The organism is Sphingomonas lenta (genome assembly GCF_002288825.1).
GTDB lineage: Bacteria > Pseudomonadota > Alphaproteobacteria > Sphingomonadales > Sphingomonadaceae > Sphingomonas > Sphingomonas lenta.
On sequence record NZ_NSLI01000004.1, the window covers coordinates 205,721 to 231,956 of the forward strand.

Annotated in this window: 25 protein-coding genes, 1 tRNA gene and 2 pseudogenes; 10 read left to right on the forward strand and 18 right to left on the reverse strand. The window is 71.3% G+C overall.

Going from position 1 to position 26,236, the window contains the following annotated elements:
* Positions 1-4 precede the first annotated feature (4 nt).
* From CKY28_RS13195 to CKY28_RS13205, 3 genes and pseudogenes are all read left to right on the forward strand, one after another.
* Positions 5-1,117, forward strand: a complete 1,113-nt coding sequence (locus tag CKY28_RS13195) for an OmpA family protein (RefSeq protein WP_095999220.1) — start codon at positions 5-7, stop codon at positions 1,115-1,117.
* A 230-nt stretch (positions 1,118-1,347) separates the two neighbouring features.
* A pseudogene (locus CKY28_RS13200) lies at positions 1,348-1,689 on the forward strand (DUF5946 family protein); the annotation flags it as partial.
* Between the two features lie 82 nt (positions 1,690-1,771).
* A complete protein-coding gene (locus tag CKY28_RS13205) occupies positions 1,772-2,194 on the forward strand; it encodes a VOC family protein (protein ID WP_095998840.1) in 423 nt (140 codons plus the stop codon).
* Here CKY28_RS13205 and ygfZ read toward each other — a convergent pair.
* On the reverse strand, positions 2,184-2,891 hold the full coding sequence (gene ygfZ / locus CKY28_RS13210) for a CAF17-like 4Fe-4S cluster assembly/insertion protein YgfZ (RefSeq protein ID WP_095998841.1): 708 nt from the start codon (positions 2,889-2,891) through the stop codon (positions 2,184-2,186). The genes CKY28_RS13205 and ygfZ overlap by 11 nt on opposite strands.
* Before the next feature lie 23 nt (positions 2,892-2,914).
* On the opposite strand from ygfZ, the gene pyrC reads away from it, so the two are divergent.
* Positions 2,915-3,949 carry a dihydroorotase gene (gene pyrC, locus CKY28_RS13215; protein WP_095998842.1) on the forward strand — a complete coding sequence of 345 codons (1,035 nt, stop codon included), beginning with the start codon at positions 2,915-2,917 and terminating at the stop codon, positions 3,947-3,949.
* 96 nt (positions 3,950-4,045) lie between these two features.
* Here pyrC and CKY28_RS13220 read toward each other — a convergent pair whose 3' ends face one another.
* The gene (locus CKY28_RS13220; protein ID WP_095998843.1) at positions 4,046-4,798 is read right to left on the reverse strand and encodes a DUF1134 domain-containing protein; all 753 of its coding nucleotides are present in this window, start codon (positions 4,796-4,798) and stop codon (positions 4,046-4,048) included.
* A 159-nt stretch (positions 4,799-4,957) separates the two neighbouring features.
* On the opposite strand from CKY28_RS13220, the gene CKY28_RS13225 reads away from it, so the two are divergent.
* A tRNA-Ser gene (locus CKY28_RS13225) sits at positions 4,958-5,047 on the forward strand.
* Positions 5,048-5,347: 300 nt separating this feature from the next.
* On the opposite strand, the gene CKY28_RS13230 is transcribed toward CKY28_RS13225, so the two are convergent.
* Both CKY28_RS13230 and CKY28_RS13235 read right to left on the reverse strand, forming a co-directional pair.
* On the reverse strand, positions 5,348-5,866 hold the full coding sequence (locus tag CKY28_RS13230) for a thioredoxin-like domain-containing protein (RefSeq protein ID WP_176473095.1): 519 nt from the start codon (positions 5,864-5,866) through the stop codon (positions 5,348-5,350).
* Positions 5,853-7,991 (reverse strand): TonB-dependent receptor plug domain-containing protein, encoded by a 2,139-nt coding sequence (locus tag CKY28_RS13235; RefSeq protein ID WP_141243943.1) that lies wholly within the window; start codon positions 7,989-7,991, stop codon positions 5,853-5,855. The genes CKY28_RS13230 and CKY28_RS13235 overlap by 14 nt, the downstream gene beginning before the upstream one ends.
* 450 nt (positions 7,992-8,441) lie before the next feature.
* Here CKY28_RS13235 and mntR point away from each other — a divergent pair, with 450 nt between their 5' ends.
* On the forward strand, positions 8,442-8,885 hold the full coding sequence (gene mntR, locus CKY28_RS13240; protein ID WP_095999221.1) for a manganese-binding transcriptional regulator MntR: 444 nt from the start codon (positions 8,442-8,444) through the stop codon (positions 8,883-8,885).
* 185 nt (positions 8,886-9,070) lie between these two features.
* On the opposite strand, the gene CKY28_RS13245 is transcribed toward mntR, so the two are convergent.
* The 4 genes from CKY28_RS13245 to CKY28_RS13260 are packed head-to-tail and all read right to left on the reverse strand — an operon-like array spanning position 9,071 to position 12,248.
* Positions 9,071-9,865, reverse strand: a complete 795-nt coding sequence (locus tag CKY28_RS13245; RefSeq protein ID WP_245841840.1) for an APH(3') family aminoglycoside O-phosphotransferase — start codon at positions 9,863-9,865, stop codon at positions 9,071-9,073.
* A gap of 40 nt (positions 9,866-9,905) precedes the next feature.
* Positions 9,906-10,118, reverse strand: coding sequence for a TFIIB-type zinc ribbon-containing protein (locus tag CKY28_RS13250; RefSeq protein ID WP_095998847.1), 213 nt, complete (start codon positions 10,116-10,118; stop codon positions 9,906-9,908).
* Position 10,119: 1 nt separating this feature from the next.
* Complete coding sequence (locus CKY28_RS13255; RefSeq protein ID WP_342747173.1) at positions 10,120-11,835, reverse strand: long-chain-fatty-acid--CoA ligase; 1,716 nt, start codon at positions 11,833-11,835, stop codon at positions 10,120-10,122.
* Positions 11,835-12,248: a hypothetical protein gene (locus CKY28_RS13260; protein ID WP_095998848.1), complete on the reverse strand. Its 414-nt coding sequence runs from the start codon at positions 12,246-12,248 to the stop codon at positions 11,835-11,837. The genes CKY28_RS13255 and CKY28_RS13260 overlap by 1 nt, the downstream gene beginning before the upstream one ends.
* Before the next feature lie 298 nt (positions 12,249-12,546).
* On the opposite strand from CKY28_RS13260, the gene CKY28_RS13265 reads away from it, so the two are divergent.
* Positions 12,547-13,464 carry a hydrogen peroxide-inducible genes activator gene (locus CKY28_RS13265; protein ID WP_095998849.1) on the forward strand — a complete coding sequence of 306 codons (918 nt, stop codon included), beginning with the start codon at positions 12,547-12,549 and terminating at the stop codon, positions 13,462-13,464.
* 209 nt (positions 13,465-13,673) lie between these two features.
* Here CKY28_RS13265 and CKY28_RS18340 read toward each other — a convergent pair whose 3' ends face one another.
* The 4 genes from CKY28_RS18340 to CKY28_RS13280 all read right to left on the reverse strand — a co-directional run bounded on the left by CKY28_RS18340 (position 13,674) and on the right by CKY28_RS13280 (position 15,419).
* On the reverse strand, positions 13,674-13,883 hold the full coding sequence (locus CKY28_RS18340) for a zf-TFIIB domain-containing protein (RefSeq protein ID WP_141243944.1): 210 nt from the start codon (positions 13,881-13,883) through the stop codon (positions 13,674-13,676).
* Complete coding sequence (locus CKY28_RS13270) at positions 13,880-14,599, reverse strand: Bax inhibitor-1 family protein (protein WP_095998850.1); 720 nt, start codon at positions 14,597-14,599, stop codon at positions 13,880-13,882. The genes CKY28_RS18340 and CKY28_RS13270 overlap by 4 nt, the downstream gene beginning before the upstream one ends.
* Before the next feature lie 9 nt (positions 14,600-14,608).
* Positions 14,609-14,821, reverse strand: a complete 213-nt coding sequence (locus tag CKY28_RS13275) for an HP1242/YdcH family protein (RefSeq protein ID WP_141243945.1) — start codon at positions 14,819-14,821, stop codon at positions 14,609-14,611.
* A 250-nt stretch (positions 14,822-15,071) separates the two neighbouring features.
* Entirely contained in the window at positions 15,072-15,419 is a 348-nt protein-coding gene (locus tag CKY28_RS13280; RefSeq protein ID WP_141243946.1) for a hypothetical protein, read from the reverse strand.
* A gap of 449 nt (positions 15,420-15,868) precedes the next feature.
* Between CKY28_RS13280 and CKY28_RS19375 the strand changes: the two are divergent.
* Positions 15,869-16,117: pseudogene (locus tag CKY28_RS19375) on the forward strand (hypothetical protein); the annotation flags it as partial.
* Between the two features lie 26 nt (positions 16,118-16,143).
* Here the strand turns inward: CKY28_RS19375 and CKY28_RS13285 are convergent.
* The 4 genes from CKY28_RS13285 to CKY28_RS13300 all read right to left on the reverse strand — a co-directional run bounded on the left by CKY28_RS13285 (position 16,144) and on the right by CKY28_RS13300 (position 22,067).
* Positions 16,144-18,561, reverse strand: a complete 2,418-nt coding sequence (locus CKY28_RS13285; RefSeq protein ID WP_095998852.1) for a TonB-dependent receptor — start codon at positions 18,559-18,561, stop codon at positions 16,144-16,146.
* Between the two features lie 68 nt (positions 18,562-18,629).
* Positions 18,630-19,928: an MFS transporter gene (locus tag CKY28_RS13290; protein WP_176473096.1), complete on the reverse strand. Its 1,299-nt coding sequence runs from the start codon at positions 19,926-19,928 to the stop codon at positions 18,630-18,632.
* A 181-nt stretch (positions 19,929-20,109) separates the two neighbouring features.
* Positions 20,110-21,174 (reverse strand): LLM class flavin-dependent oxidoreductase, encoded by a 1,065-nt coding sequence (locus CKY28_RS13295; protein ID WP_095998854.1) that lies wholly within the window; start codon positions 21,172-21,174, stop codon positions 20,110-20,112.
* Complete coding sequence (locus tag CKY28_RS13300) at positions 21,171-22,067, reverse strand: aldo/keto reductase (RefSeq protein WP_095999224.1); 897 nt, start codon at positions 22,065-22,067, stop codon at positions 21,171-21,173. Before CKY28_RS13300 ends, CKY28_RS13295 begins: the two co-directional genes overlap by 4 nt.
* 31 nt (positions 22,068-22,098) lie before the next feature.
* Here CKY28_RS13300 and CKY28_RS13305 point away from each other — a divergent pair, with 31 nt between their 5' ends.
* Positions 22,099-23,178, forward strand: a complete 1,080-nt coding sequence (locus tag CKY28_RS13305; RefSeq protein ID WP_176473097.1) for a Gfo/Idh/MocA family protein — start codon at positions 22,099-22,101, stop codon at positions 23,176-23,178.
* Positions 23,175-24,557, forward strand: coding sequence for an FAD/NAD(P)-binding protein (locus tag CKY28_RS13310; protein ID WP_245841841.1), 1,383 nt, complete (start codon positions 23,175-23,177; stop codon positions 24,555-24,557). The genes CKY28_RS13305 and CKY28_RS13310 overlap by 4 nt, the downstream gene beginning before the upstream one ends.
* On the opposite strand, the gene CKY28_RS13315 is transcribed toward CKY28_RS13310, so the two are convergent.
* Both CKY28_RS13315 and CKY28_RS13320 read right to left on the reverse strand, forming a co-directional pair.
* The gene (locus CKY28_RS13315; RefSeq protein WP_095998855.1) at positions 24,554-25,507 is read right to left on the reverse strand and encodes a cation diffusion facilitator family transporter; all 954 of its coding nucleotides are present in this window, start codon (positions 25,505-25,507) and stop codon (positions 24,554-24,556) included. The genes CKY28_RS13310 and CKY28_RS13315 overlap by 4 nt on opposite strands.
* Positions 25,504-26,193, reverse strand: a complete 690-nt coding sequence (locus tag CKY28_RS13320) for a substrate-binding periplasmic protein (RefSeq protein ID WP_095998856.1) — start codon at positions 26,191-26,193, stop codon at positions 25,504-25,506. Before CKY28_RS13320 ends, CKY28_RS13315 begins: the two co-directional genes overlap by 4 nt.
* Positions 26,194-26,236: the final 43 nt, after the last annotated feature.

Below are 26,236 nucleotides of genomic sequence, written 5' to 3' on the forward strand. Positions count from 1 at the left end.
TATGATGCGGAAGCTTGCCATCGCCATGGCGCTCGCCTCCACCGCCTTAGCTTCGCCCGCGATCGCCCGCGACAACGCGTGGTACGTGGGCATCGAGGGCGGCGCGATGCTCGTCGAGGATATCGACTACGACGTCACCGCGACGAACGGCACGGCCATCAACAACGGCCTGACGGTCGACTCGGAGTACGGCTACGACGTCGACGCCGTGATCGGCTACGACTTCGGCGCCTTCCGTCTCGAGACGGAGGTCGGTTACCGCAAGGCGTTCGTGGAGGAGCACCAGCTCGGCTTCGCGGTTCCGCCGCTGCCCGCCGGCACCTATGAGAACAGCGCGTTCGGCAGCACGTCGGCGCTCAGCTTCATGATCAACGGCTTGCTCGACTTCGGCGAGGACGACGGCCTGCAGGGCTTCGTCGGCGGCGGCGTGGGCGTCGCCCGCGTGAAGGCCGACGAGTACGGCATCCTGCCGCTCACCCTGGTGGACGACAGCGACACCGTGTTCGCCTGGCAGGGCCTGGCGGGCATCCGCGCGCCGCTGACCGACACGATCGACGCGACGCTGAAGTACCGCTTCTTCAACGCGGACGACGTGAAGCTCGTCGCGGCGAACAACGCGCAGCTCGAAGGCCGCTTCCGCTCGCACTCGATCCTGGGCGGCGTGACGTTCAACTTCGGCGAGCCGGCGGCCCCGCCGCCCCCGCCCCCGCCGCCTCCGCCCCCGCCGCCTCCCCCGCCGCCGCCGCCGACGCCGCCCGCGGTGGTCTGCTCGCCGGGTCCGTTCATCGTGTTCTTCGAGTGGGACCGCTCGGACATCACGCCGGAGGCCGCCTCGATCCTCGACAACGCGGTTACGCAGTACCAGAACTGCGGCGGCGCGCAGGTCCAGATCGCGGGCCACGCGGACCGCTCGGGTTCGGCGCAGTACAATGTGGGCCTGTCGCAGCGTCGCGCCGACGCGGTGCGCGCCTACATGACCAGCCGCGCGATCCCCGAGGGCTCGATCACGACCCAGGCGTTCGGCGAGGAGCGTCCGCGCGTCGACACCGCCGACGGCGTCCGCGAGGTGCAGAACCGCCGCGTGGAGGTGCTCTACGGTCCGGGTGCGGGCCAGTAAGGCAGCCGACACGGCGAACAGGAAGAGGGGAGGTCGGGCAACCGGCCTCCCTTTTTCTTTGCGAGCTGGTCATGAGCGATCTTGAGACCTGTGCCGACTGCGGCGTAGCGCTGCCCGCGGTTATGACGGACGGACACGCCTATCTAGGGGCTTCGCCGTCCTGCTGGGCGCTGTTTGGGGAGGTACTGGCGCGAGAGTACGCTGACCCGGCCTAATTCCGCGCGCATCGGACGACGGTGGACGCCTATTGCGCGCAGCATCCGGGCGAGCCGGAGCGCCGCACGGTCCAGTCGATCAACATCCATCTGGCCGGCCTGTATGTGACGGTCGGGCGCGGCCTGGCGAGCGATTACGCACGGCGCGTGATCGGGGCGCTGACGGCCGGGCACGCCGCGGCGTTCCGCTGGCTCGACCCGCCGCCGAACCTAGGCACGATCCGCATCAATCATGTCCGTACGGCTGCGGGCGCGGACGACCATGGCGAGCGCGTGCGTGCCTGGGCCCGGTCGGTCTGGGACGCTTGGGCGCATTACCATGACGATGTGGCGAGGCTAGTCGCACGAGTGGCCTGAGCGGGAGGGGGCGCGTCGGCCGCGAATTCCGGCGCTTCGCGCTACGCTCGCCTCATACAGTCGGACGAGGTAGGAAGGTCGGATGAACTCGACCCCGCCCATCGACGGTCTGCTCGAGACCGCGATCTACGTCGACGATATGGACCGCGCCGTGCGCTTCTACGAAGAGGTGCTGGGCTTGCCCGCGATGCTGCGCACGCCGCGGCTGACCGCGTTCGACGCGGGGCGATCCGGCGTGCTGCTGGTGTTCGCGCGCGGGATGACGGAGGCGGACAGCCCGACGCCGGGCGGCGTGGTGCCCGGGCATGACGGGGCGGGGCGGCTGCACTTCGCGTTCGCGATCACCGCCGACAGCTACGACGCGTGGCGTGCGCACCTGCTGGCCAAGGGCGTCGCGATCCGGAGCGAGGTGGCGTGGCCGAAAGGCTCGCGCAGCCTGTATTTCAACGACCCGGACGGGCACGTGGTCGAGCTCGCCACGCCGGGGCTGTGGCCTAACTACTGAGCGCCCTCGCCAGCCAGTCGGGCGTGAGGGCGTCACCCAGCGACTCGACGCGGCGGTGCTCGACCATCAGGCCCAGCTCCGGATAGGTCGCGCGCGTGCGGTCGCCCGGCTCGGCGAATGGTACTACGACGAGGCGGCGGTTGACCTTGGAACGGTGGTGCATGCGGGCGGTGTTCTCCTGGCCGACGTAACAGCCCTTGGTGAAGCTCACGCCGTTCAGCTCGCGCGCGTTGCATTCGAGCCAGAGCGTCTCGCCTGAGCCGAGCTCGGCCACGCCTTCCGTCACGCCGAGGCGGAGGCGGTGCTCGAGCCAGCCCTCGGCCGGATCGCTGGGCGGGGCCAGCCAGCGGCGGCCAAGTTCGGGGAGGCGCGGGTCGGGAACGCCCTCCGCGCCGTCGGGCGCCCAGTGGACGGCGAGCGCGTCGTCGCGCGCAATAGTGATGGCGCGGCGCAGGCGGTAGATCGACAGGCGGCGGGCCAGCGCGTCGGCCTGCGCGGCTTCGCAGTCGATCAGCACGTCGCCGCCGTCGGCCCAAAGGATGAAATCGAAGAGCGCTTTGCCCTGCGGGGTCAGCAGGCCGGCCCAGACGGGCAGCGCGCCGGTCGCGTCGTTGGTGGTGAGACCTTGCAGAAAAGGGCGTACGTCCTCGCCGGACAGCCGCAGCACCGCGCGATCGATTAGGGTGGTTCCAGGCATGAGCGCGAGGTAAGCGGCCGGGCATGGAAACCCAAGCGATCACGATCCGCCGACCCGACGATTGGCACGTCCACCTGCGCGACGGCGACATGCTCCGCGCGGTGGCGCCCTATACGGCGCGGCGGTTCGCGCGCGCGATCGTGATGCCCAACCTCGTGCCGCCCGTGACGAGCGTCGCCGCCGCCGAGGCGTATCGCGACCGGATCGTCGCGGCGCTGCCGGAGGGCACGGCGTTCCAGCCGCTGATGACCTGCTACCTGACCGACGACGCCGATCCGGAGGAAGTGGCGCGCGGGTTCGAGGCGGGCGTGTGGGCGGCGTGCAAGCTCTACCCCGCAGGCGCCACGACCAACTCGGCGAGCGGCGTGACGGACGTGCGCAACATCCGCCCCGTGCTGGAGCGGATGCAGCGGATCGGCATGCCGCTGCTCGTCCACGGCGAGGTGACGGACCCGGCGGTGGACGTGTTCGACCGCGAGGCGGTGTTCATCGAGCGCGTGGGGGCGGGGCTGGTCCGCGACTTTCCCGAGCTGAAGATCGTGATGGAGCATATCACGACGGCGGACGCGGCCGAGTTCGTGGCGGCGGGCGGGCCGCTCCTGGGCGCGACGATCACGCCGCAGCACCTGCATCTCAACCGCAACGCGCTGTTCGCGGGCGGCTTGCGGCCGCATGCCTATTGCCTGCCGGTGGTGAAGCGCGAGCGGCACCGGCTGGCGGTGCGGGCGGCGGCGGTGTCCGGCAGCCCCAAGTTCTTCCTCGGCACCGACAGCGCGCCGCACGCGGTGGAAGCGAAGGAGTCGGGATGCGGGTGCGCGGGCATCTTCAACGCGCCGTTCGCGCTGGAGAGCTACCTGCAGGTGTTCGAGGAGGAGGGGGCGATCGACCGCTTCGAGGCGTTCGCGAGCGAGAACGGGGCGCGGTTCTACGGGCTGCCGCTGAACCAGGGCACGGTGACGCTGGCGCGCGAGGCGGTGGACGTGCCGGAGCGGGTCGCGGGCGTGGTGCCGTTCCATGCGGGGGAGCGGCTTGCTTGGAGGGTGGTCGAGACTGACTGAGCCCGCCGCGGCGAAGCCGCGTCGTCGAACCTAGCTGAAGCTAGGCCGGCCGGGCTTGGGCGTCTCGCCCGCGGGGCGCGGACGTGCGCCCTACGCCTAGAAAGGCAACCACTTATGCTTTTCGGTGAACCGCATGTACCCGATATTCACCCCCGCGCGCCAACCGACGCCCAAGCGAACCGGGATCAGCACCGTGTCGCCGCGCCGTAGGTAAGAGGCCGCGAAGCCGCCGACCGCATACAAACGCCCTTCCGCTGCGGGGAAGCGCTTATAGAGCTCCTGGCTGTCGTAGAGGTTGTACACGAGCACGAACACCTTGTCCGCGTCGCCGCCGAAATCGAAGCCGACCGACGGGCCCGTCCAGTAGACGGGGCGCTGGCCCTCGATCTTGTGCGTCATCACGCCCGAGCCGTAGCGCAGGCCGACCACGAAGGCGCCCGCCGCCTCGCGGCCGGCGATATAAGCGTTGGGCTCGCCCTGATCCTTGAGGATGCGCTCGATCAGCCCGGCGAACTCGGCCGCGCCCTTGCCGAACACGCCCTCGCCCGCGGCGAGCAGGTCCTCGCGCTTGTACGTCGTCTCCGCCCGCATCGCGGCGTCGGCGGCGGGCGCTTCCGGCGCGGCCTGCTGCGGAGCGCCGGCGGCCGCCGTCGGCGCGGGCTCGGCGGGAACCGGCTCGTATGCTTGCGTTTGCTGCGGCAGCGACTCGGGTTGCGGCTGGGAGGCGGGCGGCGCGCCCTGGAGGTCGCCGTCGATCGCCTGGTTCGGATCGATGGTGCGCACCTGCGCGGCCGCAGGCCCCGCCAGCGCCATCGCGCCCAGGCCCATGCTCAAAAGGAAACGACGCATAGCTTACACCCCCGGAACTCCACCCGAGCGGCATGATACGCCTCGACATGGTTGCCACGCAATTAACCACGCGGTCGCTTTCGTCGCATTCCCCGCACGGCTTGCACGCCGGTTGATCGGGCGCGGAGGCGCGGTTATAGCCCGTCGCCTGCCGCAGCCGGAGACGTGGGTGAGTGGCTGAAACCAACGCTTTGCTAAAGCGTCATACGGGAAACCGTATCGAGGGTTCGAATCCCTCCGTCTCCGCCAGGCTCGCCCGACCTCCCGTAGCGCGCTTCGCTCCTCAGGCGAGCGCGGCCCACGCCGCCGGTCTGGAGGTGCATGGGCGTGTTCACCGTCATGACGGGCGCGGCCCCGGTCGCGCCGTAGCCCTTCAGCATCCTAAAACCGAACTTTTCCGCACGGGTGCGCCGTGCTTGGTCGCGCGCGGGGACGATGCTGCGGCCCGTGGCCGCGGTGCAGGCCTGGAGGTTGGCGGGGCCGGCGATGTAGTTGAGCATGGCGGGCGCGCGGCCCGTCGCCCCGGAGCGCGAGGAGCGCCCAGGCCGGTCACCGCGTCGCGCCAGGCACGTCCTTGCGAGCGGAGGTCTCGGTCAGCAGCGCGCGCAGCGTCCGCCGCGGGCTGCTCGTTCCCCGCGCATCCCAGCTGCTCGTGAGCACGCGTCCGTCGCGGTCGAGCGCCAGCAGCCCGGGCAGCGCGGCGGCGCCCAACCGACGCAGCCGCGTCCGATGCCCGTCGTCGCACGGCAGCAGCAGCCAGGGCATGCGGCTCGCGCGCGCATAGTCGAGGGCGGCGCGGCAGGTCGCGTCGTCGCTGACGAACACCACCTCCACTCGGCGGGCGCGGAGAGCGGGATAGGCGGCGACGAGCTCGGGCGCGAACGCCCGGCACGGCCCGCACCAGCTCGCGCCGTAGTAGAGCGCGACCACCCGCGTGTCGGGCGGGAGCGCCGCCGTCCGGGGCCGACCGCGCTCCAGCCGGACGAAGCGATCGCCCGGGACCGGCTCCGCTCGGGCGGGTCCGGCGAGTGCCAGCGGGATGGCGAGGAGCGCGCTAGAGCGCGGCATCGAGCCTGACGAACAGCGTCCGCGGGCTACGCGGGCCGTAGACATAGTCGCTGTCGCGCGCGGCGCCGACCTCCAGGTCGCGTTGGCGCGCGTCCGTGACGTTGCGCACGCCGACCGTGAGGTCGATCTCGCGGCCGTCCCCGCCGACGGGAAAGTGGCGGGTGGCGCTCAAGTCGACGACGAGGAAGTCGTCCGTGCGCCTGATCTCGCCCAGGCGGTTGTTGAGCACGTCCATGCGCCCGATGTAGCGCAGCGCCGCGAACGCGTCGAAGCGGGGCAGCGGTGTCCAGACCACCTGCCCCACGCCCGACCGTTCCGGGCTCTTCAGCACGCGCCGCGTCATGAGCGTGCGCCTCTCGTCCTCGTATACGACCTGCGGCTCGTCGTAGAGCGCGTCCAGGTACGCCCCGCCGACCGTCGCGCGCAGCCGGTCGGACAGGCGGTAGCCGATGGTGAGTTCCGCGCCCGCTACGCGGCTGCCGCCCGCGTTGGAGCGCAGGCGGAACAGCCCGCCCGCGTCCTCGCGTATGTCGCCGAGGAAGAAGGTGTCGCGGATGCTCGTGATGTAGGCCTGGCCGTCGAGCGTCACCGCGCCGTCCCGCCAGGTCGGCCGCCAGTCGAAGCCGAGCGCCACGCTGTCGGCCTTCTCGGCGCGCAGGCCGGGCGCGTTGCGCACCCGGATCGGGTCCGCGCCGAGCACCTCGATGTGGACGTCCTCGCTGAACACCTCCGGCGCGCGGAAGCCTGTGGAGTAGTTCGCGCGCAGCACCAGCTCCGGCACCGGCGACGCCCAAAGGCCGACGCGGGGCGACGCAACCGCCCGGCCCAGCTCCGAGCTCTTGTCCACGCGCGCGCCGAGCAGGAGCTTGAGCCCGCTGCTCAAGCTCCACTCGTCCTGCACGAAAGCGCCCAGCGTGCTGAACGCGCCTTGCGTGATCACCGACAGCTCGCGGCCGTCCGCGTCCACGCCGCGGTCGTCGACGCGCTCGTGGCGGTACTGCACGCCCGCCAACACGGAGTGCGCGCCGAGCATGGCCTCCAGCCTTCCCTCGGCGAAGTGGAGGCGGTCGGTCGTGCGGCCGTACTGGCGGCGGCTCGCCCCCGCGGCCTGCGCGAACGCGGCGGGATCGAAGCCGGGCGCGGCCGGATCCGCCTCGACGTCGCCCAGGCCGCCGTAGAAGCTGTCGCGGTTCAGCCCCGCGAATGCGTAGACGCCGACGAGCCGCGTCTCGGGCGCGACCTCCTGCGCGACGCTGACGCCCGCGCGGTGCAGCTCGCTGTCGATCGCCTCCGCGATGTTGGACAGGAAGGCGGGCTGGTCGAGCAGGTTGCCGCCGCGGCGGCGCTCCAGCGTGTACTGATGATCCAGCGCCACCGTCGTGCCCGGGCCCGGTCGCCACTCGCCCCGCGCGCCGGCCGTGGCCAGCCGCCTGCGCGCCAGTTCCGAGTAGCCGTCGCCGTTCAGGTCCACCGCGGGGCCGAGCTCGGCCTGCGCATAGGCGTTGACGAAGCCGCGCCCGTCCGGGAGCACCAGGCTGCCGAGCACGCTTGCAATGCCCGCGTGCTCGCCGTCCGGCCGATCATAGCCGAGCGTCGCGCGCCAGCCGGTGCGCTCGGGACGGAGCGGGAGAACGTTGACGACGCCCGCCACCGCGCCCGGTCCGTAGAGCGCGGAGCCGCCGCCCTTCACCACCTCGATCTGCCGCACCAGGAGCGCGGGCACCTGTTCGACGCCGTACACGGCGGCGACGCCTGAGACGAGCGGCAGGCCGTCGAGCAGGATCTGATTGTACGCGCCGGGCAGCCCCAGGAGCTGTATCTCGACCGTGTTGCAGTTCTGGCAATTACTCTCCGAGCGCGCGCCGACGAGGTAGTCGAGCGCGTCCGCCAGGTTGCGCGCGGCAGTCGCCTCCAGCACGGACCGTCCGATCACGTCCGTGCGCACGGGCGCTTCGCGTACGGTACGAGGTGATCGCGTGCCGGTGACGACCACCTCGCCGGCTCCGCCCGCGCCGGGCCGCACGCCGCCGGCCGATCCGGTGGCCGAGGAGGAGGCGGCGTCCTGCGCGACGGCGGGAGCGCCCGCCAGGACGGCGGCGACCACGCCGGGGATGAGGAACCGCATCACGCCTCCACGCTGAAACTTAGCTAAGGCGAAACAAGAGCGCTCCTGCTTGGTTCCGGTCGCGTCACAGCGGAGCGGAGCGCAGCAGGTGGCCATGGTTGACGAACGAGCTGGTTTTCAGAAGCCGAAGCTTCCCGTCGCCGTTGGCGCGCCGCCCCACCGACGCGGCGGGACCGACGCGGCCGGTCCTGCGGCGCGGCCCGACCCGAGCCTCGCCGCCGCGTGCCGGGGCGCGGCGCGGCCGGGCGGCGAGCGATCGGTCCGGCGTTCGCCCCGGCGCTTCGTCTTTTCGGACGGCGAGGGCCGCGGGACCGAGGCGTACGCCCTTCGGGCGACGCGACGCCGCGACCTGGCGTCCGGTGACCGAAACAACACAGCCGCGGCTAAGAAGTGCTCGCGACCCGCCCGTCGTCGGGCTATCCTGCGCGCGATGCACGCGAGGACACCGGCATGGACGTGAATACCGCCCGGCGCGCGGCGGCGTTCCGCAAGACGCGCGAGGCGCACCTGACGGAGGTGGCCGAGGACTATGTCGAGCTGATCGGCGACCTGATCGCCGAGACGGGCGAGGCGCGGCTGACCGACGTCGCCGAGAACATGGCGGTGAGCCAGGCCACGGCGTCGAAGATCGTGGCGCGGCTTCAGCGCGAGGGCTTGGTCAGAAGCAAGCCGTACCGCTCCATCTTCCTCACGCCCGCAGGCGCGGAGATGGCGGAGGGCTCACGGCGCCGGCACAAGCTGGTGCTCGACTTCCTGCTCGCGCTCGGGCTGGACGAGGCGACCGCCGACGCGGACGCGGAGGGCATCGAGCACCACGTCAGCGATGCGACGCTGGAGGCGCTCACGCTGCTCACGGCGCGGTTGCGCGACACGGGCGACGGCGTCCGTTCCTGAAGGGTCGGAGTCCGAGGCGGCCCGGCCGCCTCCGGCTGGTCCTAGGCGCGGTGTGGCGCGTGAGCCACCGTCCGGGTCGCGCGGCGCCCGATCCGCTTCGAACCGCCGGGCGCGGGCCCCTGCCGACCATGCGCCGGCGGCTGCACCGGCGCGATCGGGGTGCGGCCTTGCGGCCGGGCGACCGCCTAGAAGAGCTCGTCCAGAAGCAGGTGGAAGCGCAGGCGGCGTTGGTCCGGCTCGGCGATGCCGTAGGCCCGGAACAGCTCCCGCTGCAGATCCTCACCGAACTCGCCGAGATTGTCCCAGAGGATGGCGAGGTCCTGATACGGGTCCGCCACGCCGACGCGGCCTACGTCGATGCAGCCCGTCACCCGCCCGTCCTCAATCAGGACGTTGCCGACCGAGAAGTCGCCATGGGTGACGACCCGTTCGAAGCTCAAGGGCAACAGCGCGGTCAGCTCCCGCCAGACGGGCTCGGGGTTCCACGCGTCGCGCTCGGGATCGTCGGGCGGCGGGGTCCATCCGGTCTCGATCCGGCGACGGGCGCCCGCCATGCGCAGCGGCGCCTGCGCGTTGAACGGGCACTCGTCGACCGGAAGCTCGTGGATCGACCTCAGGAACGCCGCCAGAGCCGCCACGGTCTCGCGCCGGCGCTCGGGGCGGGCGACGAGGCGCTGGTAGGCGGTGAGCCCCGGCATCGCGGTGCTCAGGAGCCAGGCCTCCTCCGGCGTGCAGACGAACCGGACCACCTCGGGAACGGGGATCCTGCCCGCGAGCCAGCGGAGCCGGGCCATCTCCTCCGTGATCGCGACGGCGACGTCCCCGGTCCCGTGCTTCAGGTACAAAGGCGCGCGGCCAGGCTCGTTCAGCCGGTGGACGTCACCGCCCGACTCGCCGTCGAGGTCGCGGGTCCAGCGGCGGCCGGCGACGAGCGGCGCCATGCAGTCCGGCACGGGCACGGGAAAGGCGGACCCGCTCATGCCCTCACCATGTAGCGTGAGCGGAGGCTTCCCGTCCGGATCACGCCCCCGCCGCGACCCTCGCGCCGAATAACGGTTCGCGCGCCTTGTTCTTGCCCGCCCGGTGCGCGAGCGCGAGCAGAACCTCGAACTCGCCGCAGTCGAGCCACACGCCGCCGCAGAACCGGCAGCGATCGTACTCGACCAAACCGGACATCACGGGATCAGCGACCCCGGCGCACGCCGGGCAGGTGATGGACGAACGTCGCGGCATGTCAGGCCTCCTCGGCTGCGGAACGAAAGCAATCGGCGCGCTCCTGCTCGACGAGCGTCTTCCTGCAGGGCTTTCCGATCAGCGTCCTGGGCAGCTCGACGCGGATCTCGATCTCCCGCGGCTGCTCGATCTTGCCCAGCTTGTTGGCGAGGAAGGCGCGCAGCTCCGCGAGCGTCGCGGCGCCGGGGCCCTTGAGCGCCACGAACGCTTTGGGCGCTTCCCCGCGATACGCGTCGGGGACGCCGATCACGAGGGCCTCGGCGACGGCGGGGTGCTCCAGCAGCGCCTCCTCGATCACGCGCGGATAGACGTTGTAGCCGCCGCACAGGATCACGTCCTTCAGCCGGTCGGCGACGAACAGGTTCCCACCCTCGTCCAGGCGGCCGAGATCGCCGGTGCGCAGCGCCCCGTCGACGAACGTCCCCGCCGTCTCGTCCGGCCTGTTCCAATAGCCGCGCATGACCTGCGGCCCGCGCACGCATATCTCGCCCACGTCGCCGGCCGGGAGCAGCCGGTCCGGCGCGTCCGCGTCGCGGATCTCCACGGCGGTGCCGGGGAAGGGACGGCCGACCGAGCCGTGCGGCGCCTCTCCCCGGATCGGCTGGCAGGCGACGATGGGCGACGCTTCCGACAGCCCATAGCCCTCGACCACCCTGGCGCCCGTCGCGCGCTCGAAGGCGTGGCGCACCTCGGGCGCGAGCGGAGCCCCGCCCGAGATGCAGGCGCGCAGGTGGGACAGGTCGACCGGGCGCTTCTGCGCGGCCTGGGCGATCGCGTGCAGGATCGTAGGCACGGCCGGCATATAGTCCGGCCGCGTGCGCCCTAGCGTCGCCAGGAGTTGACCCACCGCGAACCTGGGCAGCAGCACCATCTTCGCGCCCGAGCGCAGCGCGAAGTTGAGCACGGTGGTGAGCGCGAACACGTGGAATAAGGGCAGCACGCCGACCACGCTTCGCCGGAGCGCGTCGGCCTCGCCGATGTGTGCGAGCATGGCGTCGGCGTTCGCGACCAGGTTCGCGTGCGTCAGCACGGCGGCCTTGGGCGTGCCGGTGGTGCCGCCCGTATATTGCAGCACGGCGGGCGCGTCGGGCGCGACCGCGACGGGCTTGGGCAGCCGCGGGCCGGCGACGAGGTGCTCGAAGGTGAACGCGCCGTCGCCGAGGGGCGCCATGTCGCGGCGCTTCAGCAGCCGATAGGCGAGCCGCTTCGGCCAAGGCAATTCGTCGGCGACCCGGCAGGTGATCACGTGGCGCAGACTCAACCGTCCCGCCGCCGCCGTCACCCGCGCGTGCACCTCGGGGATGTCGCAGGTCGCGACCAGCTCCGCGCCCGAGTCGGCGAGGAGGTGTTCCAGCTCGCGCTCGGCATAGAGCGGGTTGGCGTTGACCACGATCCCGCCGATGCGGAGCGTGGCCAGATACAGGACGGGGTAGTGGGGCGTGTTGGGCAGGCATAGCGCGACGCGCGTACCGGGCGTGACGCCCAGGAGCTGGAGGCTCGCGGCCGCGCCGTCCACCAGCTCGTCGAGCTCGCGCCAAGACGTGACCCGGCCCATGAAGTCGATCGCGGGCAGCTCGGGGTGACGCGTGACCGTGCGGTCGAACATGTCGGTGACGAGCCGCGGCCTGGCGAGGAGATCGGGGCCGTGCGCGCGAGCGAGGCGCGGGGCTGCGGCGACGCTTCCGCCGGCGAAGATGGGGGAGGCTTCGGGCGGCATCAACGCACCGTGAACACGAAGTCGCCGATGGTGGAGCCGGTCGCCGCCTCGCAGCGTCCATCCCCGATCGGCTCGGCCACCGGCACCGCGCGCGCATAGGCGCCGCTGTGGCGGACGGGCGTGACGGAGAAGCGGCAACCGGCGCCGCGCTCGTCGACGTAGCGGACGGAGAAGGCCGCGCCGTCCGCCTCGGCGTGCGGCATCAACACCTTGCCGTTGGGCTTGCGCGTGAGCGCCAGGAAGCCCGGCTCGACCGACGCGCTCAGCGGCTGCTCATAGCCGGAGAGCGGCTTGTCCACCGCCAGGCGCAGCGGCTGCTGCGAGCGGTTGTGCACCGTCACCGTCGTGGCCCAGGCCGGGGCGGACGGCGCCAGGGCGGACATCAGGGTCAAGACGATCAGCGGCTTCCGCATGTTCCTCTCCTTTCGACCGCTGGAGGCGCCCGGCTCGCTTCCCGGCCAGCATGCCGAGCCGCAACCATCGCATCGCGCCCGGCAGGTGGGGGAACATCGCGCGTCAAACCTCCGGCATGAACGGCCGCGCTGCCGCGGCGGGCTGGTCCGGAACGGTCGCACCTTGGAAGCCCGATGGGATCGGCTCAGGGCTCGTTCGGGCTCGACCGCTCCGGCGACCGAGACTTAGTGCTCGAGGAGGGCGACCGGCCAATCGATAGGCTTGCGCGACGCCTATAGACTATGCCTATAACCACCTATGCCGACGCTGAGGCAGTTCCGCTACTTGGTCACGCTGGCCGACACGGGCTCGTTCGTGGCGGCCGCGCGCAATTGTAACGTGTCGCAGCCGTCCTTGAGCCAGCAGATCAAGGCGCTGGAGGACCGCTTGGGCGTCAAGCTGGTGGAGCGCGGCGCCGCGGGCGCGATCCTGACGCCCATCGGCCGCACGATCGTGGGTCGCGCGCGCGGCGTGCTCGCCGAGGTGCGCGACATGGAGGCGCTGGCGGCGCGCTGGTCGGACGAGCTGTCGGGCACGCTCCGGCTCGGCACCACGCCGACCCTGGGTCCCTATCTCCTGTCCCCCATCATCGCCGAGCTGCACAAGGCCGCGCCCGAGCTCAGGCTCTACGTCCGCGAAGGCATACCCGACGATCAAGCGCTCGAGCTGTCGCGGGGCAACCTGGACGTGCTGCTCGGCCCGATGCCGGTCAACGGCGACGACCTGGAGGTGGAGCCGATCTTCCGCGAGCCCCTCTATCTGGTCGGCGCGGTCGACGACGAGCTGGCGGGCGACGGCCCGGTCGAGCCCGAACGGTTGCACGGGCGTGCGCTGCTCTCGCTCGACAAGCGGCACCACTTCCACAGGCAATGCGCCGAGCTCGCCGCCGCCTACGGCATGGCGATGTTCCCCGATTACGAGGGCACGAGCCTCGACAGCCTGCACCAGATGGTGGCGAGCGGGCTGGGGCTGACCGTATTACCGGCGCTCTACATGGCGTCGGACGTGGGCGGCATGAGCGGGCTGGCGGTCGTGAAGGTGAAGGGCTGGCGCGCGCACCGCTCGGTCGCGTTCGCCTGGCGGCGCGCATCGAGCATGGCGGCGGCGTTCCGCTTGCTCGCGGGCCAGGTCCAGGTCCAGGCGCGCGACAGGCTGGAGGCCATAGCTTTCTCCTGACGCGCCCGCGACGGCCTTTCTATTGGCCTGTCCGAGGAGACATGGCTTATCAGCGACTCGGCCCGGTCGAAGCCACCCCCGAACCGCCGGGTACCATCCTGCGTCCGGAGCTCCGCCCCTGAGCTCCGGACGCTTTCATATGCGGGGAAGGCTCGGAGTTGGCGGACCTCGGCGCTTTCCGCGGACGCCAGGCGAGCCCGCCTATTTTCTCAGGCGGCGAGTCCCCCGATCAGCCACTTGGCGCGCAGCCGACGGCGCTCGGCCCCTGCTCTCCACAGTTCGAGGGCGATCGCGCCGAGATGGCTGTCGTCGACCCAGCTCGCCGAGCACGCGTCGCATCGAAGGATCGCCCGGCCGTGGCGCGCGCCCGGGGCGAGTGGAGCGCCGCAGGCGGGGCAGGGCGCGGCCGCCTTACTCATGGTCCGGCCCTTTCGGGGCGATGTACCTTCGCGCGCCGAAACCGAAGCGGCGCGAGGACGCTCAGGTGTAGCGACAGGGCGCCGGCCGCGGAAGCTTCGCCGTCCGGCTCACGCTCGACAAGTAGCTCGCGCATGCGCCCGTCATGTCGTGCAATCGCCCAGGTGAAGATCAGGATGCTGGCGATCGAGGCGGCGAATTGCGTCGCCGACGAGCCGGCGGCGAGGTGCGCGAGGTCCGCGATCACCAGCGCGACCACGGCGCTGATCGCCAGCACCGGCCCGCGGAAAGGGTCCTTCCTCGCGAACCGGACGAGCAGCCCGAGCGTCGCGAACAACATGGCGGCCGACGCGATCGCGGCCGACGGGTCGAGGCCGGCGAAGGCCAGGGAGGCACCGGCGAGCGCGACGCCGAGCAGCGTCGCGAACGTGACGAGCGCGAGGCGCACAAGGCTCGCCGGCCACTTGCCGAAGCGGCCGCCGATCGCGAGCGCGAACAGGAGCGCCGAGGCGATGGCGAGGTAGGGGAAGGCGGCCTTCTCCGCGACGACGGCGCGGATGGCAGGCGATCCCGCAACGACCGCCGCGACGAGCGCGGTGAGCGACAGGCTGGCCGCCATGGTCCAGTAGGCGCCCGAAAGGCGGCTGCGCAGGTAGGGACCGGCGCCGGCCCGGCCATCCCAAGCTGACGGCCGCCGGTCGATGGTGGTCGCGTTCATCGCGGCGCCTCAGACGCGCCCGGCGCGCGCGAGGATGCCGCGCACGAACGCGAGCGTATAGCCGTTGGTCGGCGCATGACGCGCTAGCCGGTCCTTGATGGCCAGGCGCTCCTTCTTCAGCCGCGCGAGCCGCTGAGCGTCGGGGAAGCGCCGCATGCGCTCGCGCCCGAGCTCGCGGCTCACGATGCGGTACGCGGCGAGAAGCCAGTCGGATACGTGCATCGTCCTCTCCTTGACGCTGTGGTCCGTCGGGGCGATCGCGCCGGTTCGAAAGCCGGGGCGACGTCCCGTGCGGTTCGACATCGCGGGGTGGTCGACCGCCGCCAGAGGGGCCCGGACCGCCTCCACCGGGTACGGCCGCTTCCCGCACCGGGCTAATTGGAAGGGTCGGCGACCAATCATAGGGCGGAGCTATGGACGTCGGCACGACGCGTGTCCTCACCGGCCGGACGCGCGGCCTGCCGCCGCCGTATCAGCCGCCCCGGTCCAACCGGGTCACCCGCGCCATCCCGTCCACGTCGATGGCGACGCCGTAGAGCGGCCCGTCCGAGCACCGCGCGAAGAAGACCGGCGAGCCGTTCACGTCCGGACGCCGCTCGCTCTCGATCACGCCCTGGCAGGGCGCGCCCCCGTCGGTGACGGCGCGCAGCAATACCGCGTCGCGCTGCCCCCGCGGCAGTTCCCGGATCCGGCGTTGCGCTTCCGACGGAGCCGTCGGACCGGCGGCCGCCTCGACCACCTGATCCCGCTCCGGATCGGCGACCGCGTCCTGCTGAGCGCACGCCGCGAGCGCGAGCATGGGAAGAAGAGCGATGCGCATTCCGAACCTCCGATGGTTATGGCCGGAGACCGACCAAGTGCTTGGGCCCGCCGATCGGAAAGGAGCCTAATCGGTCGCCGAGTGCGCCGACCAATGGGAAGGTGCATCCGGCCGCCATAGTCTGTAGCTATCCTGCGGGTGTCGACGCCAACGGCATGGCTCATGCACTAGGCTGTCCCCGAAGTCGGATGCGCGCCGATCGAGATCGGCGGGACGGCAGCCTATAGGTCCAGCCTACCATGAGGTCGCGAGCTCTCCAGTCTCCCGCCTCGAGTCCGATCGGTAGTGAACCGGCAGCGCTCGAACGAACTTCGCCATCACCCCGCGGCGAGCGTTCCCCGCGGCGGTCGGCGCGCCGTGTCCCGGGCACGTACCCCGCCCGTGCGCCCGCCGCCGCGAATGGCTGATGACGGAGCCGATCCTGGCCGGACTGGCGGACGCTTCAGCCGGGCACGTCGGTCCTGTTCCTGCTCATCCGCAAGGTTCAGCTGGAGAAGGTGCCGGCGGCGCTGAAGGGCTTTGGCGGGTGGGTGGTGTGCTCCTGCCTCTCGCTCAACCAGAGAGCGCGGCGCCGAGCTGCGCTCGACCGAGCCCCGCAGATCGCCCAGCTGCGGAGAGCGGGCGTCAACGGAGCACCATATCGCCTGAGTGCTTGTCCTGGTCGTGACGGAACGACGGGTCGGGCGCCCCCACCCTAGTCTGTCCGCCGGCGCCGGCCCGCCCCCTAGAAATTCACGCGCCCCGTGATCCCGTAATAGCGGTCCGCCTCGCGCGGAATGATGTAGCGGTAGCCGCCGGCGGGACCGCCGGCGGTGATGGACGCGGCGAAGCTCTTGTCGAAGACGTTGCGGACCTGGGCGGTGAGCCGGAAGCGGTCGGCGGCGTCGATCAGCGAGGCGGCGAGGTTCACCAGGGTGTAGCCCTCGATCGTGGTGGCCTCGCGCACGGCGGGGTTGGCGTCGAACTGCGACAGCTGCTCCGACTGGTAGGCCGCGTCGCCGCCCAGCCCGATGTCGAGGCCGCCGCCGGTGCGGATGCGGTAGTCGGCGGCGAGCGACGCCTTCCACTCGGGCGCATAGGCGAGGCGCGTGCCGCTGGGGATGACGCCTGTGTTGTTGCCGTTGCTCGGCACGCGGAAGCGGTCGACCTTGGCGTCGGTATAGGCGAGCCCGCCCGAGATCGACAGGTCGTCCACGGGCCGGAACAGGAGGTCGAGCTCCGCGCCGCGCGTCGAGATGGTGCCCGCGTTGGTGAAGCGGGTGACGATCACGCCCGCGACCTCGTCGGGGTTGTTCGCCTGGAAATTCTTGTACTTGGCGTAGAAGCCCGCGACGTTGAGCACGAGGCGGCCGTCGAAGAGCGTGGTCTTGAGCCCCGCCTCGTAGCTGTCGGCCGTCTCCGGCTCGATGACGTTGGTGCCCGTGGCGTTCAGGTTGAAGAACACGTTGAACGCCGGGCCCTTATAGCCGCGCGTCCAGCTGGCGTAGGCGGTCGCTTCGGGCGAGAACTCGTACTGCACGCCCGCCTTGCCCGACCAATTGTCGTTGGTCGTCTTGGCGCGGAAGGGGATGCCGTTGGATGCGACGGTCGCCTGGCCCGCCGCCGCGCCCGGCGCGACGCCCGCCGCGACGAGCTGGAGGTAGCGGTCGAACACACCCTGGTCGAAGTTGGGCTGGATGCCTGGAGCGGCCTGGGGCACGCCGGCGGCGTTGCGGGCGAGGCCGGTCGCGACGCGGCTATGGAAGACGCTTAGCTCGTCGTTGGTGTAGCGTAGGCCGCCGATCAGGCGCAGCTGGTCGGTCAGGTTGAGTTCGGTCTGGCCGTAAAAGGCGAGGTTCTTGAACACGGAGCCGAAATTCGCGGTGCCCGAGGGCGTGGTCACCGTCAGCCCCGGCGCCGTGCAGGGCGTGCCCGCCGCGCCGCCCGCGCAGACGATGTCGAAGCGCGAGAAGGTGCGCTCGGTATAGGCGCGCGAGTAGAAGGCGCCGAGCGTGTAGGTGAGGAACTGGTCGCCGGGCGAGGTCAGCCGAACCTCTTGGGTGAAAGTGTCGGAGACCTGTGGGCCGTCGTCGTGCAGCTCGTTGAAGCCGACGAACGCCCGCGGCAGGAAATCGCCGTCGCGGATCTCGCGGTTGTCGAACTCACGGTAGCTGGTGATCGACGTGATCGTGTTGCGGCCGAGCGACGCCTCCGCCTGGAACGACACGCCCCAGCTCTTCTCCTCGGTGGCGGTGACGAGGTTCTGCGCGAGCTCGCGCGTGCGATCGCCGCGCGCCACGGGCAGCACTTGCGCGATCACGGCGTTGGACGGCGTGGTGCCGATCAACTCGCCGCAGCAATCGTCGTTCGCCTCGCGATAGTCGCCGATCAGCGTGAAGCGCACGTCGTTCGGGACGTCCGCCTCGACGACGCCGCGGAAGCCCCAGCGCTCGAAGCCGTTGACGCGCAGGCCCAGCGTCGTGTTGCGGATGTTGCCGTCCCAGTCGCTCGCGAAGCCGGTGATGCGGCTGCGGACGTCGGGTCCGAGCGGCACGTCCAGCGCCACGCGCGTGCGGTACTCGTCGCCGTTGCCGGTGAAATAGCCCGCCTCGACATAGCCGCCGAACTTCTCGCCGGGGCGCTTGGTGGTGATGTTGACCACGCCCGCCGACGCGTTCTTGCCGAACAGCGTGCCCTGCGGCCCGCGCAACACCTCGAGCCGCTCGATGTCGACCAGGTCGCTGAACGCCTCGCCCGCGCGCGAGAAGACGACGCCGTCCACGACCGACGAGACGGACGGCTCGCCGGCGATAGAGAAGGTGGAGGTGCCGACGCCGCGCAGGAATAGCGACTGGTTGATCGACGTGCCCGACTTGCGGAAGTTGAGCGTGGGGACGAGATACTGCGCGTTCTCGATCGTGTTGACGTTCGCGGCCGCGAGCGCCTCGCCGGAGACGACGGTGACGGCGAGCGGCACGTCCTGCAGCCGTTCCTCGCGGCGCTGGGCGGTGACGACGATGTCGGCGGGGTTGGTGGAGGCCTGCTCGACGGGGTCGGTGGTCGCGCCCGATTGCTGCTGGTCGCCCGCCGCCTGCGCGAAGGCGGGTGCTGCCGCGAACAGCGCGGCTCCGGCGAGCAGTTGTCCGACGATGCGGCTGGTCATTTCCGTCCCTCCCTGTGTCGACCGCCTCTTTACCCCCGGGCGGTCCTGATCCGTATAAAGAAGAAGCTTCAGCCCGACGACATGGATTGTGTCGGCAGCGGTCCGTCCGCGGCCGGCGCTTCGACCGGGCGGACGCGCGGCATCAGCAGCCTCAGCCACCCATATGCCAGGAAGTAGGAAGCGGCTGCAAAGACGAATAGCGGGAAATAGCCGCCGCCCGCCGTCAGCACGACGCCCGTCACCCAGACGATCGCCATGCCGCCCAGGTTGCCGCAGAACGCGCCGAACGCGGTGACGCGGCCGACCTTTGCGCGCGGCACCACATCGGTGATGATCGAGAAGAGTGAGAGCGAGAAGCCCTGGTGGCCCGCGAGCACCAGCCCCATCGCGATCGCCACCGGCCAGAAGCTGTCGAGCAGGAGCACGAACGGCACGGGCGCGACCAGGCAGGCGGATGCGAGCATGACGGTGCGGCGTACCCGGTCGACGACCCAGCCGCGCTCGATCAGGCGTGTCGAGATCCAGCCCGCCAGGAACGCGCCCCCGCCCGAGCCCGCGAAGGCGATCGCCAGCGGGATGGCGAGCTCGGCGGTCGAGAGGCCGAACTCGCGCCGGTAGAAGTCGGGGAGCCAGAAATTTAGCAGCCACCAAGTCGAGTCGGACAGCGCCTTGGCGATGACGATCGCCCAGGTGCGCCGTTCGGACAGGATCGGGCCGTAGGGCGCGCCGTCGTCCGAATAGTCGGCCTGAGCGAGCTCGGCCCCGTCGTCGAAGCGCACGCCGCGCGCCGCGACGAGCCAGGCTATGAGCGTGAGAAGCCCGCCCGCGCCCGCGAACACCAGCGCGCCGCGCCAACCGAACGCCGCCGCCATGACCGGCACGCCGAAGGGGAGGAGGATCGTGCCGGTGCTGGCGATCGCGGTGCCGAGCCCGACGGCGAAGGAGCGCCGCTCGGGCTGGAACAGCGTGGCGACCGTCTTGATGGTGAGCGGCGTCTGCACCGCCTCCGTCGCGCCGAGTCCGAGACGGGCGGCGACAACTTGGCCGGACGTGCGCGCCCAGCCGTGCGCGAGCGCGGCGAAGCTCCAGGCGGTGACGCCGACGATCACCGACCGGCGTACGCCCAGCTTGTCGATCATCCAGCCTGTAAACAGGAAGGAGAGCGCGGCGGCGAACTGCGTCATCGCCGCGAGCTCGCCGAAGCGCGCGTCGTTCCAGCCGAGGTCGGCGGACATGTCGGGCTTCAGGATCGCGATCACCGGGCGATCCATCGCGTTGAAGATGCCGGCGACGCAGAGCAGCGCGAACAAGATCCACGCGCGCGCCGGCGACACGCTCGTCGCGGTTCTCGGGTCCCCTCCGGTCATCGCGCGGAGTGTGACGGGTTCGCCGCGAAACGCCAGCTTTTCTACGCGCCGTTGCATCACCCGTCTCGTCACCCCGGACTTGTTCCGGCATCCATCGTGGTGCGAACGATCCGCCGGGGACGTGCGTACGACGATGGATGCCGGAACAAGTCCGGCATGACGGAGCCTAGGTCAGGCCTGCTCAGACCACCAACGGCCCGTGCTCGATCCGTGGCAGGACGTGGCGCGCGAAGAGGTCGGCCTCCGCCGCGTGCGGGTAGCCCGACAGGATGAACGCATCGATGCCGAGCGCGCGGTAGGCGTTGAGCTTGGCGAGCACCTGGTCCGGATCGCCGACGATGGCGGCACCGCAGCCGGAGCGGGCGCGGCCTATGCCGGTCCAGAGATTGTCCTCGATATAGCCTTCGTTCGACGACGCCGATTCGCGCAGCTCGGCCTGGCGAGCGACGCCGGCGGACTGGCTATCGAGCGACTTGGCGCGGATCGCCGCGCCCTCGGCCGCGTCGAGCTTGGACAGGAGGCGGTCGGCGGCGGCGCGCGCCTCCTCCTCCGTGTCGCGCACGACGACGTGAACGCGATAGCCGAACTTGAGCGTGCGGCCGCGCTTGGCGGCGCGCTCGGAGAGGTCGGCGACGATGCCGCGCACGCCCTCCATCGTGTCGGGCCACATCAGGTACACGTCGCAACCCTCGGCCGCCGCCTCGCGCGCGGCCGGCGACAGGCCGCCGAAATAGAAGGGCGGGCAGCGGCCGGACACGGTGCCGATGCGCGGCGGGTCGACCTTCACATTGTAGAAGTCGCCCTGGTGGTCGACCGCCTCGCCGTTCAGCAGCGTGCGAAGGACGCGCATCGCCTCCACGGTGCGCTGATAGCGGGGCTCGCTGTCCAGCTTCTCGCCCGGCAGGTCGGAGGAGATGATGTTCACCGTCAGCCGCCCGCCGAGCATCCGGTCGATGGTGGCGAGCTGGCGCGCGAGCTGCGGCGGCCAGCTCTCGCCGATGCGCACCGCCATCAACAGGCGCATGCGCTTCAGCATCGGCGCGATGCCCGCCGCGAACGCGGTGGTGTCGATGCCGAGCTGATAGCCGGAGGGGAGCAGGATGTTGTCGAACCCGCCCGTCTCCGCCTGGAGCACGATGTCGCGGCAATGCTCCCAGCTGGAGCGGAGCTTGTCGTCGGGGACGCCTAGGAACTCGTAATCGTCGTCGCAGAGCGCGGAGAACCAGCTGATCTCGCAAGGGTTCATGGCAGCTTCTCCCCCGTTCCGGCCTGCATCACGGCATACCATTGCTCGCGCGTCCACTCGACCTTGTACGCGTCGGCGGCGGCGCGGACGCGCTCGGGGCGCTGCGAGCCGACGATGGGGATGACCCGCGCCGGATGAGCCATGACCCAGGAGAGCGCGGCGGCGGTGGCGTCGACGCCGTAAGCCGCGCCGTGCTCGGCGAGCAGCTTGCCCGCAGGACGGTCCCGGTCGAGCAGCTTGCCCCCGCCGAGCGGCGACCAGGCGAGCACGGCGACGTCGTCCGCCATCGCCCCGTCGAGCGTGCCGTCGTAGAGCGGCTGGACGCGCAGCGGCGAGAACTCGGGCTGCGTCGAGACGATCGGCTGGCCCAGGAAGCGCTGCAGCGCGGAGAGCTCGGCGGGCGCGTAGTTGGAGACGCCCAGCGCACGCACCTTGCCCTGCTCGACCATGCGGGTCAGCGCGCCCGCCACCTCCTGCGGATGCGTCAGGAAGTCGCGGCGGTGGATCTGGTACAGATCGATGACGTCGATGCGCAGCCGCCGGAGCGAGGAGTCGATCGCTTCCGACAAGTAGCCGGTCGAGGAGTCGTAAGGCGTCGGCGGCGTGATCCCGCCCTTGGTCGCGATCACCATGCGGTCGCGCATGCCGGCGTCCTCCGCCAGCGCGCGGCCGAACAGCTCCTCCGCACCGCCGAAGCCGATCGGCGATCCGAAGCCGTAGATGTCGGCGGTGTCAAACAATGTAATCCCCGCCTCGAACGCGGCGTCGATCAGTTCGCGGACGGGGCGGGTATCGTCGCCCTCCAGCCGCCACATGCCCCAGGCCAGGGGCGATACGGTGATCCCGCTCTTGCCGAGCGGGCGCGGTTCGCGTGATAGCCGGATCGTCGTCATGGGGACGACCCATGACATGGGATGAGGGCCGATGGTAGCTCCGATCAGGTACGGCGTGGTGGGCACGGGGATGATGGGGGTGGAGCATCTCCACAACCTCCTGATCACGCCCGGCGCGGAGGTGGTCGCGGTGGTCGACCCGACGCCCGCCTCGCTCGGCTGGGCCAAGGCGGTGGTCGGCGAGGGCGTGCGCGCGTTCGACTCGGTCGAGCGCTTCGCGTCGGAAGCGCAGGTTGACGCGGTCGTCGTCGCATCGCCCAACCACACGCACCGCGCGGTGCTGGAGCCGCTGTTCGACGCGGGCGTCGCGATCCTGTGCGAGAAGCCGCTCGCCACCGGCGTCGCCGACGCGCGCTGGATCGTGGAGCGCGCGGCCTCGCACCCCCGGCCGTTCTGGACGGGCATGGAATATCGCTACATGCCGCCCGCCGCCGAGTTCATCCGCGAGGTTCACGACGGGCGCGTCGGGCGCTTGCGCATGCTCTCGATCCGCGAGCACCGTTTTCCATTCCTGCCCAAGGTCAACGACTGGAACCGCTTCAGCCGCAACACGGGTGGCACGATGGTGGAGAAGTGCTGCCACTTCTTCGACCTGATGCGGCTCATCACGCGGGCCGAGCCGGTGCGCGTCTACTGCTCCGGAGCGATGGACGTGAACCACCTCGACGAGCGTTACGGGGGCGAGCGGCCGGACATCATCGACAACAGCTTCACCACCGTCGATTTCGACAATGGATCACGCGCGATGCTCGACCTGTGCATGTTCGCTGAAGGGGCGGAGCATCAGGAGGAGATGTCGGCGACGGGCGACAAGGCGCGCCTCGACGTGCTGATTCCGCCCGGCGACCTCGTCTTCTCCCCGCGCGTCGACTGGCGCGGGCCGAAGGCGGTAGAGCGCCGCCACGTCGCGGTCGACCCGGCGGCGATGGCGGCGGGTTCGCACCACGGCGCGACCTTCTATCAGCACCAGGCCTTCGCCGCGGCCATACGGGGCGAGGGGCCGGTCGGGGTGACCGCGCATGACGGGCTGATGGCGGTCGCGATCGGCGCGGCGGCCGAGCTCTCCGCGCGCGAGAAGCGGGTCGTCGACATGGCCGAGGTGCTGGCGTGAACGTGCTGGGGCGCATCCGCAATCCGAGCGACCACGTCCTCATCGTCGGCGCGGGCTTCTCCGGCACGCTGCTCGCCTTGAACCTGCTCCGCCACGAGGGGCCGCGCGCCACGATCGTGGAGCGGCGCGAAGGCCAGGTCGCGCGCGGCGTCGCCTACAGCGCGGCGCACCCGAGCCACCTCTTGAACGTCCGCGCCGGCAACATGAGCGCGCTGCCCGACGACCCCGACCATTTTGTCCGCTGGCTGGAGGCGCGGGGCGAGGGCGGGCGCACCAGCTTCGTGCCGCGCACCACCTACGGCGCGTACCTGCGCGAGATGCTCGACGAGGCGCGCGCGCGTTCGCCCGAACGGCTGACGCTGGTCGAGGGGCAAGCGGCGGACCTGCGCGAGGAGCGCGGCGGCGTGCGCCTGACCCTCGACGGGGGCCGCACGATCGAAGGCGACGCCGCCGTGCTCGCGGTCGGCAACCTGCCGCCCCACGACCCGCCCGGCCTCGGCCCCGACCGGCTGCCCGCGGGCGTCTACAGCCCCGACCCCTGGGCCGCCGACATCGGCGAGGGCCTCGACGATAGTGACACCGCCATACTGATCGGCACCGGCCTGACCGCGGTGGACGCGGCGCTGCTACTCGACGCGCGGGGTTTCCGCGGGCGCATCCTGGCGCTGTCTCGCCGCGGCCTCGCGCCGCACCGGCATCAGGACGGCCAGCCCTATTGTCCCGGCGTCACCGAGCGGCCATCCGGCTCGCTGTCGGGCATCGTCCGCCACGTCCGCCGGCGCGCCGGGGCGGCCGGCTGGCGCACCGCCGTCGACGAGCTGCGGCCCATGACGCACATGATGTGGGGCGCGGCCACGCGCGACGAGCGCGCCCGCTTCCTGCGCCACGCCCGACCCTATTGGGACATCCACCGCCACCGCCTCGCTCCGCAAGTCGCCGACCGCATCGACGCGCTGGTGCGCGAAGGCCGGCTCGACTTCGCCGCGGGCAAGACGCTGGGCGTCGAGCCGGAAGGGCGGGGCGCGCGGCTCTACTGGCGACCGCGGGGCGCCGACGAGGTGGTCGGCACGCTGGCGGCGCGCATCGTCAACTGCACGGGGCCGCAGGGCGACCTCACCCGGTCGCGCGAGCCGCTGCTCCGCGCGCTCATCGACCGCGGCGCGATCCGGCCCGACCCGCTCAGGCTGGGGCTCGATGTGGACGCGAGCGCGCGTGTGGTCGACGCGCGCGGCCGCGCGTCCGACCGCGTCCACGCGATCGGCCCCATGACGCGCGGCGGCGTGTGGGAGATCGTGGCGGTGCCCGACATACGCTGGCAGGCGTGGAACCTCGCGCGCCGCCTGTCGAACGCGCAGTGGGTGGGCGGCGAGGGGCTCTAAGCGTCCGGCAAGCGCGTGACGGGCATGACCACCAATTCGTGCACGCGCCAGTTCATCGCCTTGGCGCGCGCGGACGCGTCCTCCAGCTTGGCCGGCAGGTCGGCGACATCGGGCGCGGTCATGACGAACGCCTCGCCGATGAAGATATGGCCTTCGTCGCGCATGCGCACCCGCGCGTCCTCGACCCAGTCGAGGCCACGCAGCATCCGCTCCACCTCGTGCGGCAGCTGCTCGAAACCCGACTCGTCCGCGCGCTCGGGCCGGCGGTCTATCAGGTCGGCCACCGCCGTCTTGAGCGTGCCGATCCCGTCCTTGAGGATGTCGGCCGAGACGAGCGCGGCGGCGAGCGGGTCGAGCCACCACAGGCCGAAGCCGGTGCCGACCACGCCCACCGCCGTCGCGCTCTCGGCCATCCAGTCGGCCTTCATCATGCGCGCGTCCGCGAAGAGCACCTTGTCGTGCATCTTCGGCGCGAGCTTCAGCTTCATGCGGCCCAGGATCACCGACGGCACCGCGGTGTAGACGAGCGCGGCCAGCATCGGCCAGCCCGCCCAGACCATGTTCCCGAACAGGTTGAACCCGCCGATGGTCGCGCGCTCGCCGGAGAAGTAGCTCATCGCCGCCTCGGTGAGCAGCCAGCCGCCCATCAGGCACAGCGCGAGCGCGGCCGCGAGGTGCGCGATCGAGGTCGCGCGGTGGTGTCCGTAAGGGAAGTCGGGGCTGGCGCTCCGCCGCGCGACCCGCGTGCCGACGAGGAAGGCGAGCGCGGGCACGACGCTGATCACGTCCTCGTAGAAGCTCGTGCGCATCGCCTGGCTCGAGCCCATGGTGAGGTAGAGGAGCGTGGCGGCGGACGCGATATACGCGACGGTGATCCATTCGAGGCGGACCGCCTTGCGGTACACCTGCTCCACTTCGGGCGGGAACTCGGCGGGTTCGTGCGCCCTCATCGCCGCGCCTCCTGTCCCAGCCGCCGCTCGATCGCGTCGCGGTGCCGGTGGAGGAAGCGGTCGAGCGCGAAGGTGAGCGCGTTCTCCGACGGCGGGGTCGCGATCGCATGCCGCTCGGTCGCGAGCGTCGTGCCGGTCGAGACCAGCCCCAGTGCACCTAGTTCGGGCTCGTACGCCGCGCGGAAGTCGGGGGCGTTGAGGTCGGGCACCGCCTTGCGCGCGCGGATCAGCGCGGCGAGGCCGGGGCGGCGCGGGTCGTAAGCGACGGAGACGCCGTTCCAATCGTCGGGCGCGCGCACGCCCGGCCGTGCCCCGATCACCGCCTTGGCGGAAATATAGGGCTGCGTCTGCCCGACCAGCGCGCCCCAGGGCGCGACGTCGGTGAAGCCGGCGAGTCCCAGGTCGATCGCGTTGTCGCTCAGGCCCTCGACGATCTGCGCCTCGCCCGCCTCGACCCAATTGACGCGCACGCCGCGCGCCGCCGCCCAGCGCCGGACGAGGTCGGGCTCCAGCCCCGCCGGCCCGCCGTCCGCCCCGCGCCGCACCCAGGGCTCGGCGACGCTCCAGCCGACGCGTAACGGGCGGCCCGCCTCGACCTGTTCGAGCGTGCTTTCCGCGTCGCGCGGGAACTCGCCGCAGCCCGCGAGCACGGCGCAGAGGAAGAGCATGAGCGGGGCGGTCCGCATGCCCGAAACAACGTTCCGAAGTCGTTTCGGTTGCGGTATGTTA

Bases quoted from the DNA above. Each gene is read 5' to 3' on its own strand.
- CKY28_RS13205 (WP_095998840.1), top strand. From the start codon at position 1,772: ATGAACTCGACCCCGCCCATCGACGGTCTGCTCGAGACCGCGATCTAC.
- pyrC (WP_095998842.1), top strand. From the start codon at position 2,915: ATGGAAACCCAAGCGATCACGATCCGCCGACCCGACGATTGGCACGTC.
- CKY28_RS13275 (WP_141243945.1), bottom strand. From the start codon at position 14,821: ATGCACGTATCCGACTGGCTTCTCGCCGCGTACCGCATCGTGAGCCGC.
- CKY28_RS13250 (WP_095998847.1), bottom strand. From the start codon at position 10,118: ATGCCGCGACGTTCGTCCATCACCTGCCCGGCGTGCGCCGGGGTCGCT.
- CKY28_RS13295 (WP_095998854.1), bottom strand. From the start codon at position 21,174: ATGAACCCTTGCGAGATCAGCTGGTTCTCCGCGCTCTGCGACGACGAT.
- CKY28_RS13260 (WP_095998848.1), bottom strand. From the start codon at position 12,248: ATGCGGAAGCCGCTGATCGTCTTGACCCTGATGTCCGCCCTGGCGCCG.
- CKY28_RS13265 (WP_095998849.1), top strand. From the start codon at position 12,547: ATGCCGACGCTGAGGCAGTTCCGCTACTTGGTCACGCTGGCCGACACG.
- mntR (WP_095999221.1), top strand. From the start codon at position 8,442: ATGGACGTGAATACCGCCCGGCGCGCGGCGGCGTTCCGCAAGACGCGC.
- CKY28_RS13270 (WP_095998850.1), bottom strand. From the start codon at position 14,599: ATGAACGCGACCACCATCGACCGGCGGCCGTCAGCTTGGGATGGCCGG.
- CKY28_RS13285 (WP_095998852.1), bottom strand. From the start codon at position 18,561: ATGACCAGCCGCATCGTCGGACAACTGCTCGCCGGAGCCGCGCTGTTC.
- CKY28_RS13255 (WP_342747173.1), bottom strand. From the start codon at position 11,835: ATGCCGCCCGAAGCCTCCCCCATCTTCGCCGGCGGAAGCGTCGCCGCA.
- CKY28_RS13195 (WP_095999220.1), top strand. From the start codon at position 5: ATGCGGAAGCTTGCCATCGCCATGGCGCTCGCCTCCACCGCCTTAGCT.
- CKY28_RS13300 (WP_095999224.1), bottom strand. From the start codon at position 22,067: ATGACGACGATCCGGCTATCACGCGAACCGCGCCCGCTCGGCAAGAGC.
- CKY28_RS13315 (WP_095998855.1), bottom strand. From the start codon at position 25,507: ATGAGGGCGCACGAACCCGCCGAGTTCCCGCCCGAAGTGGAGCAGGTG.
- CKY28_RS13235 (WP_141243943.1), bottom strand. From the start codon at position 7,991: ATGCGGTTCCTCATCCCCGGCGTGGTCGCCGCCGTCCTGGCGGGCGCT.
- CKY28_RS13305 (WP_176473097.1), top strand. From the start codon at position 22,099: ATGGTAGCTCCGATCAGGTACGGCGTGGTGGGCACGGGGATGATGGGG.
- CKY28_RS13280 (WP_141243946.1), bottom strand. From the start codon at position 15,419: ATGCGCATCGCTCTTCTTCCCATGCTCGCGCTCGCGGCGTGCGCTCAG.
- CKY28_RS13320 (WP_095998856.1), bottom strand. From the start codon at position 26,193: ATGCGGACCGCCCCGCTCATGCTCTTCCTCTGCGCCGTGCTCGCGGGC.
- ygfZ (WP_095998841.1), bottom strand. From the start codon at position 2,891: ATGCCTGGAACCACCCTAATCGATCGCGCGGTGCTGCGGCTGTCCGGC.
- CKY28_RS13230 (WP_176473095.1), bottom strand. From the start codon at position 5,866: ATGCCGCGCTCTAGCGCGCTCCTCGCCATCCCGCTGGCACTCGCCGGA.
- CKY28_RS13245 (WP_245841840.1), bottom strand. From the start codon at position 9,865: ATGAGCGGGTCCGCCTTTCCCGTGCCCGTGCCGGACTGCATGGCGCCG.
- CKY28_RS18340 (WP_141243944.1), bottom strand. From the start codon at position 13,883: ATGAGTAAGGCGGCCGCGCCCTGCCCCGCCTGCGGCGCTCCACTCGCC.
- CKY28_RS13290 (WP_176473096.1), bottom strand. From the start codon at position 19,928: ATGACCGGAGGGGACCCGAGAACCGCGACGAGCGTGTCGCCGGCGCGC.
- CKY28_RS13220 (WP_095998843.1), bottom strand. From the start codon at position 4,798: ATGCGTCGTTTCCTTTTGAGCATGGGCCTGGGCGCGATGGCGCTGGCG.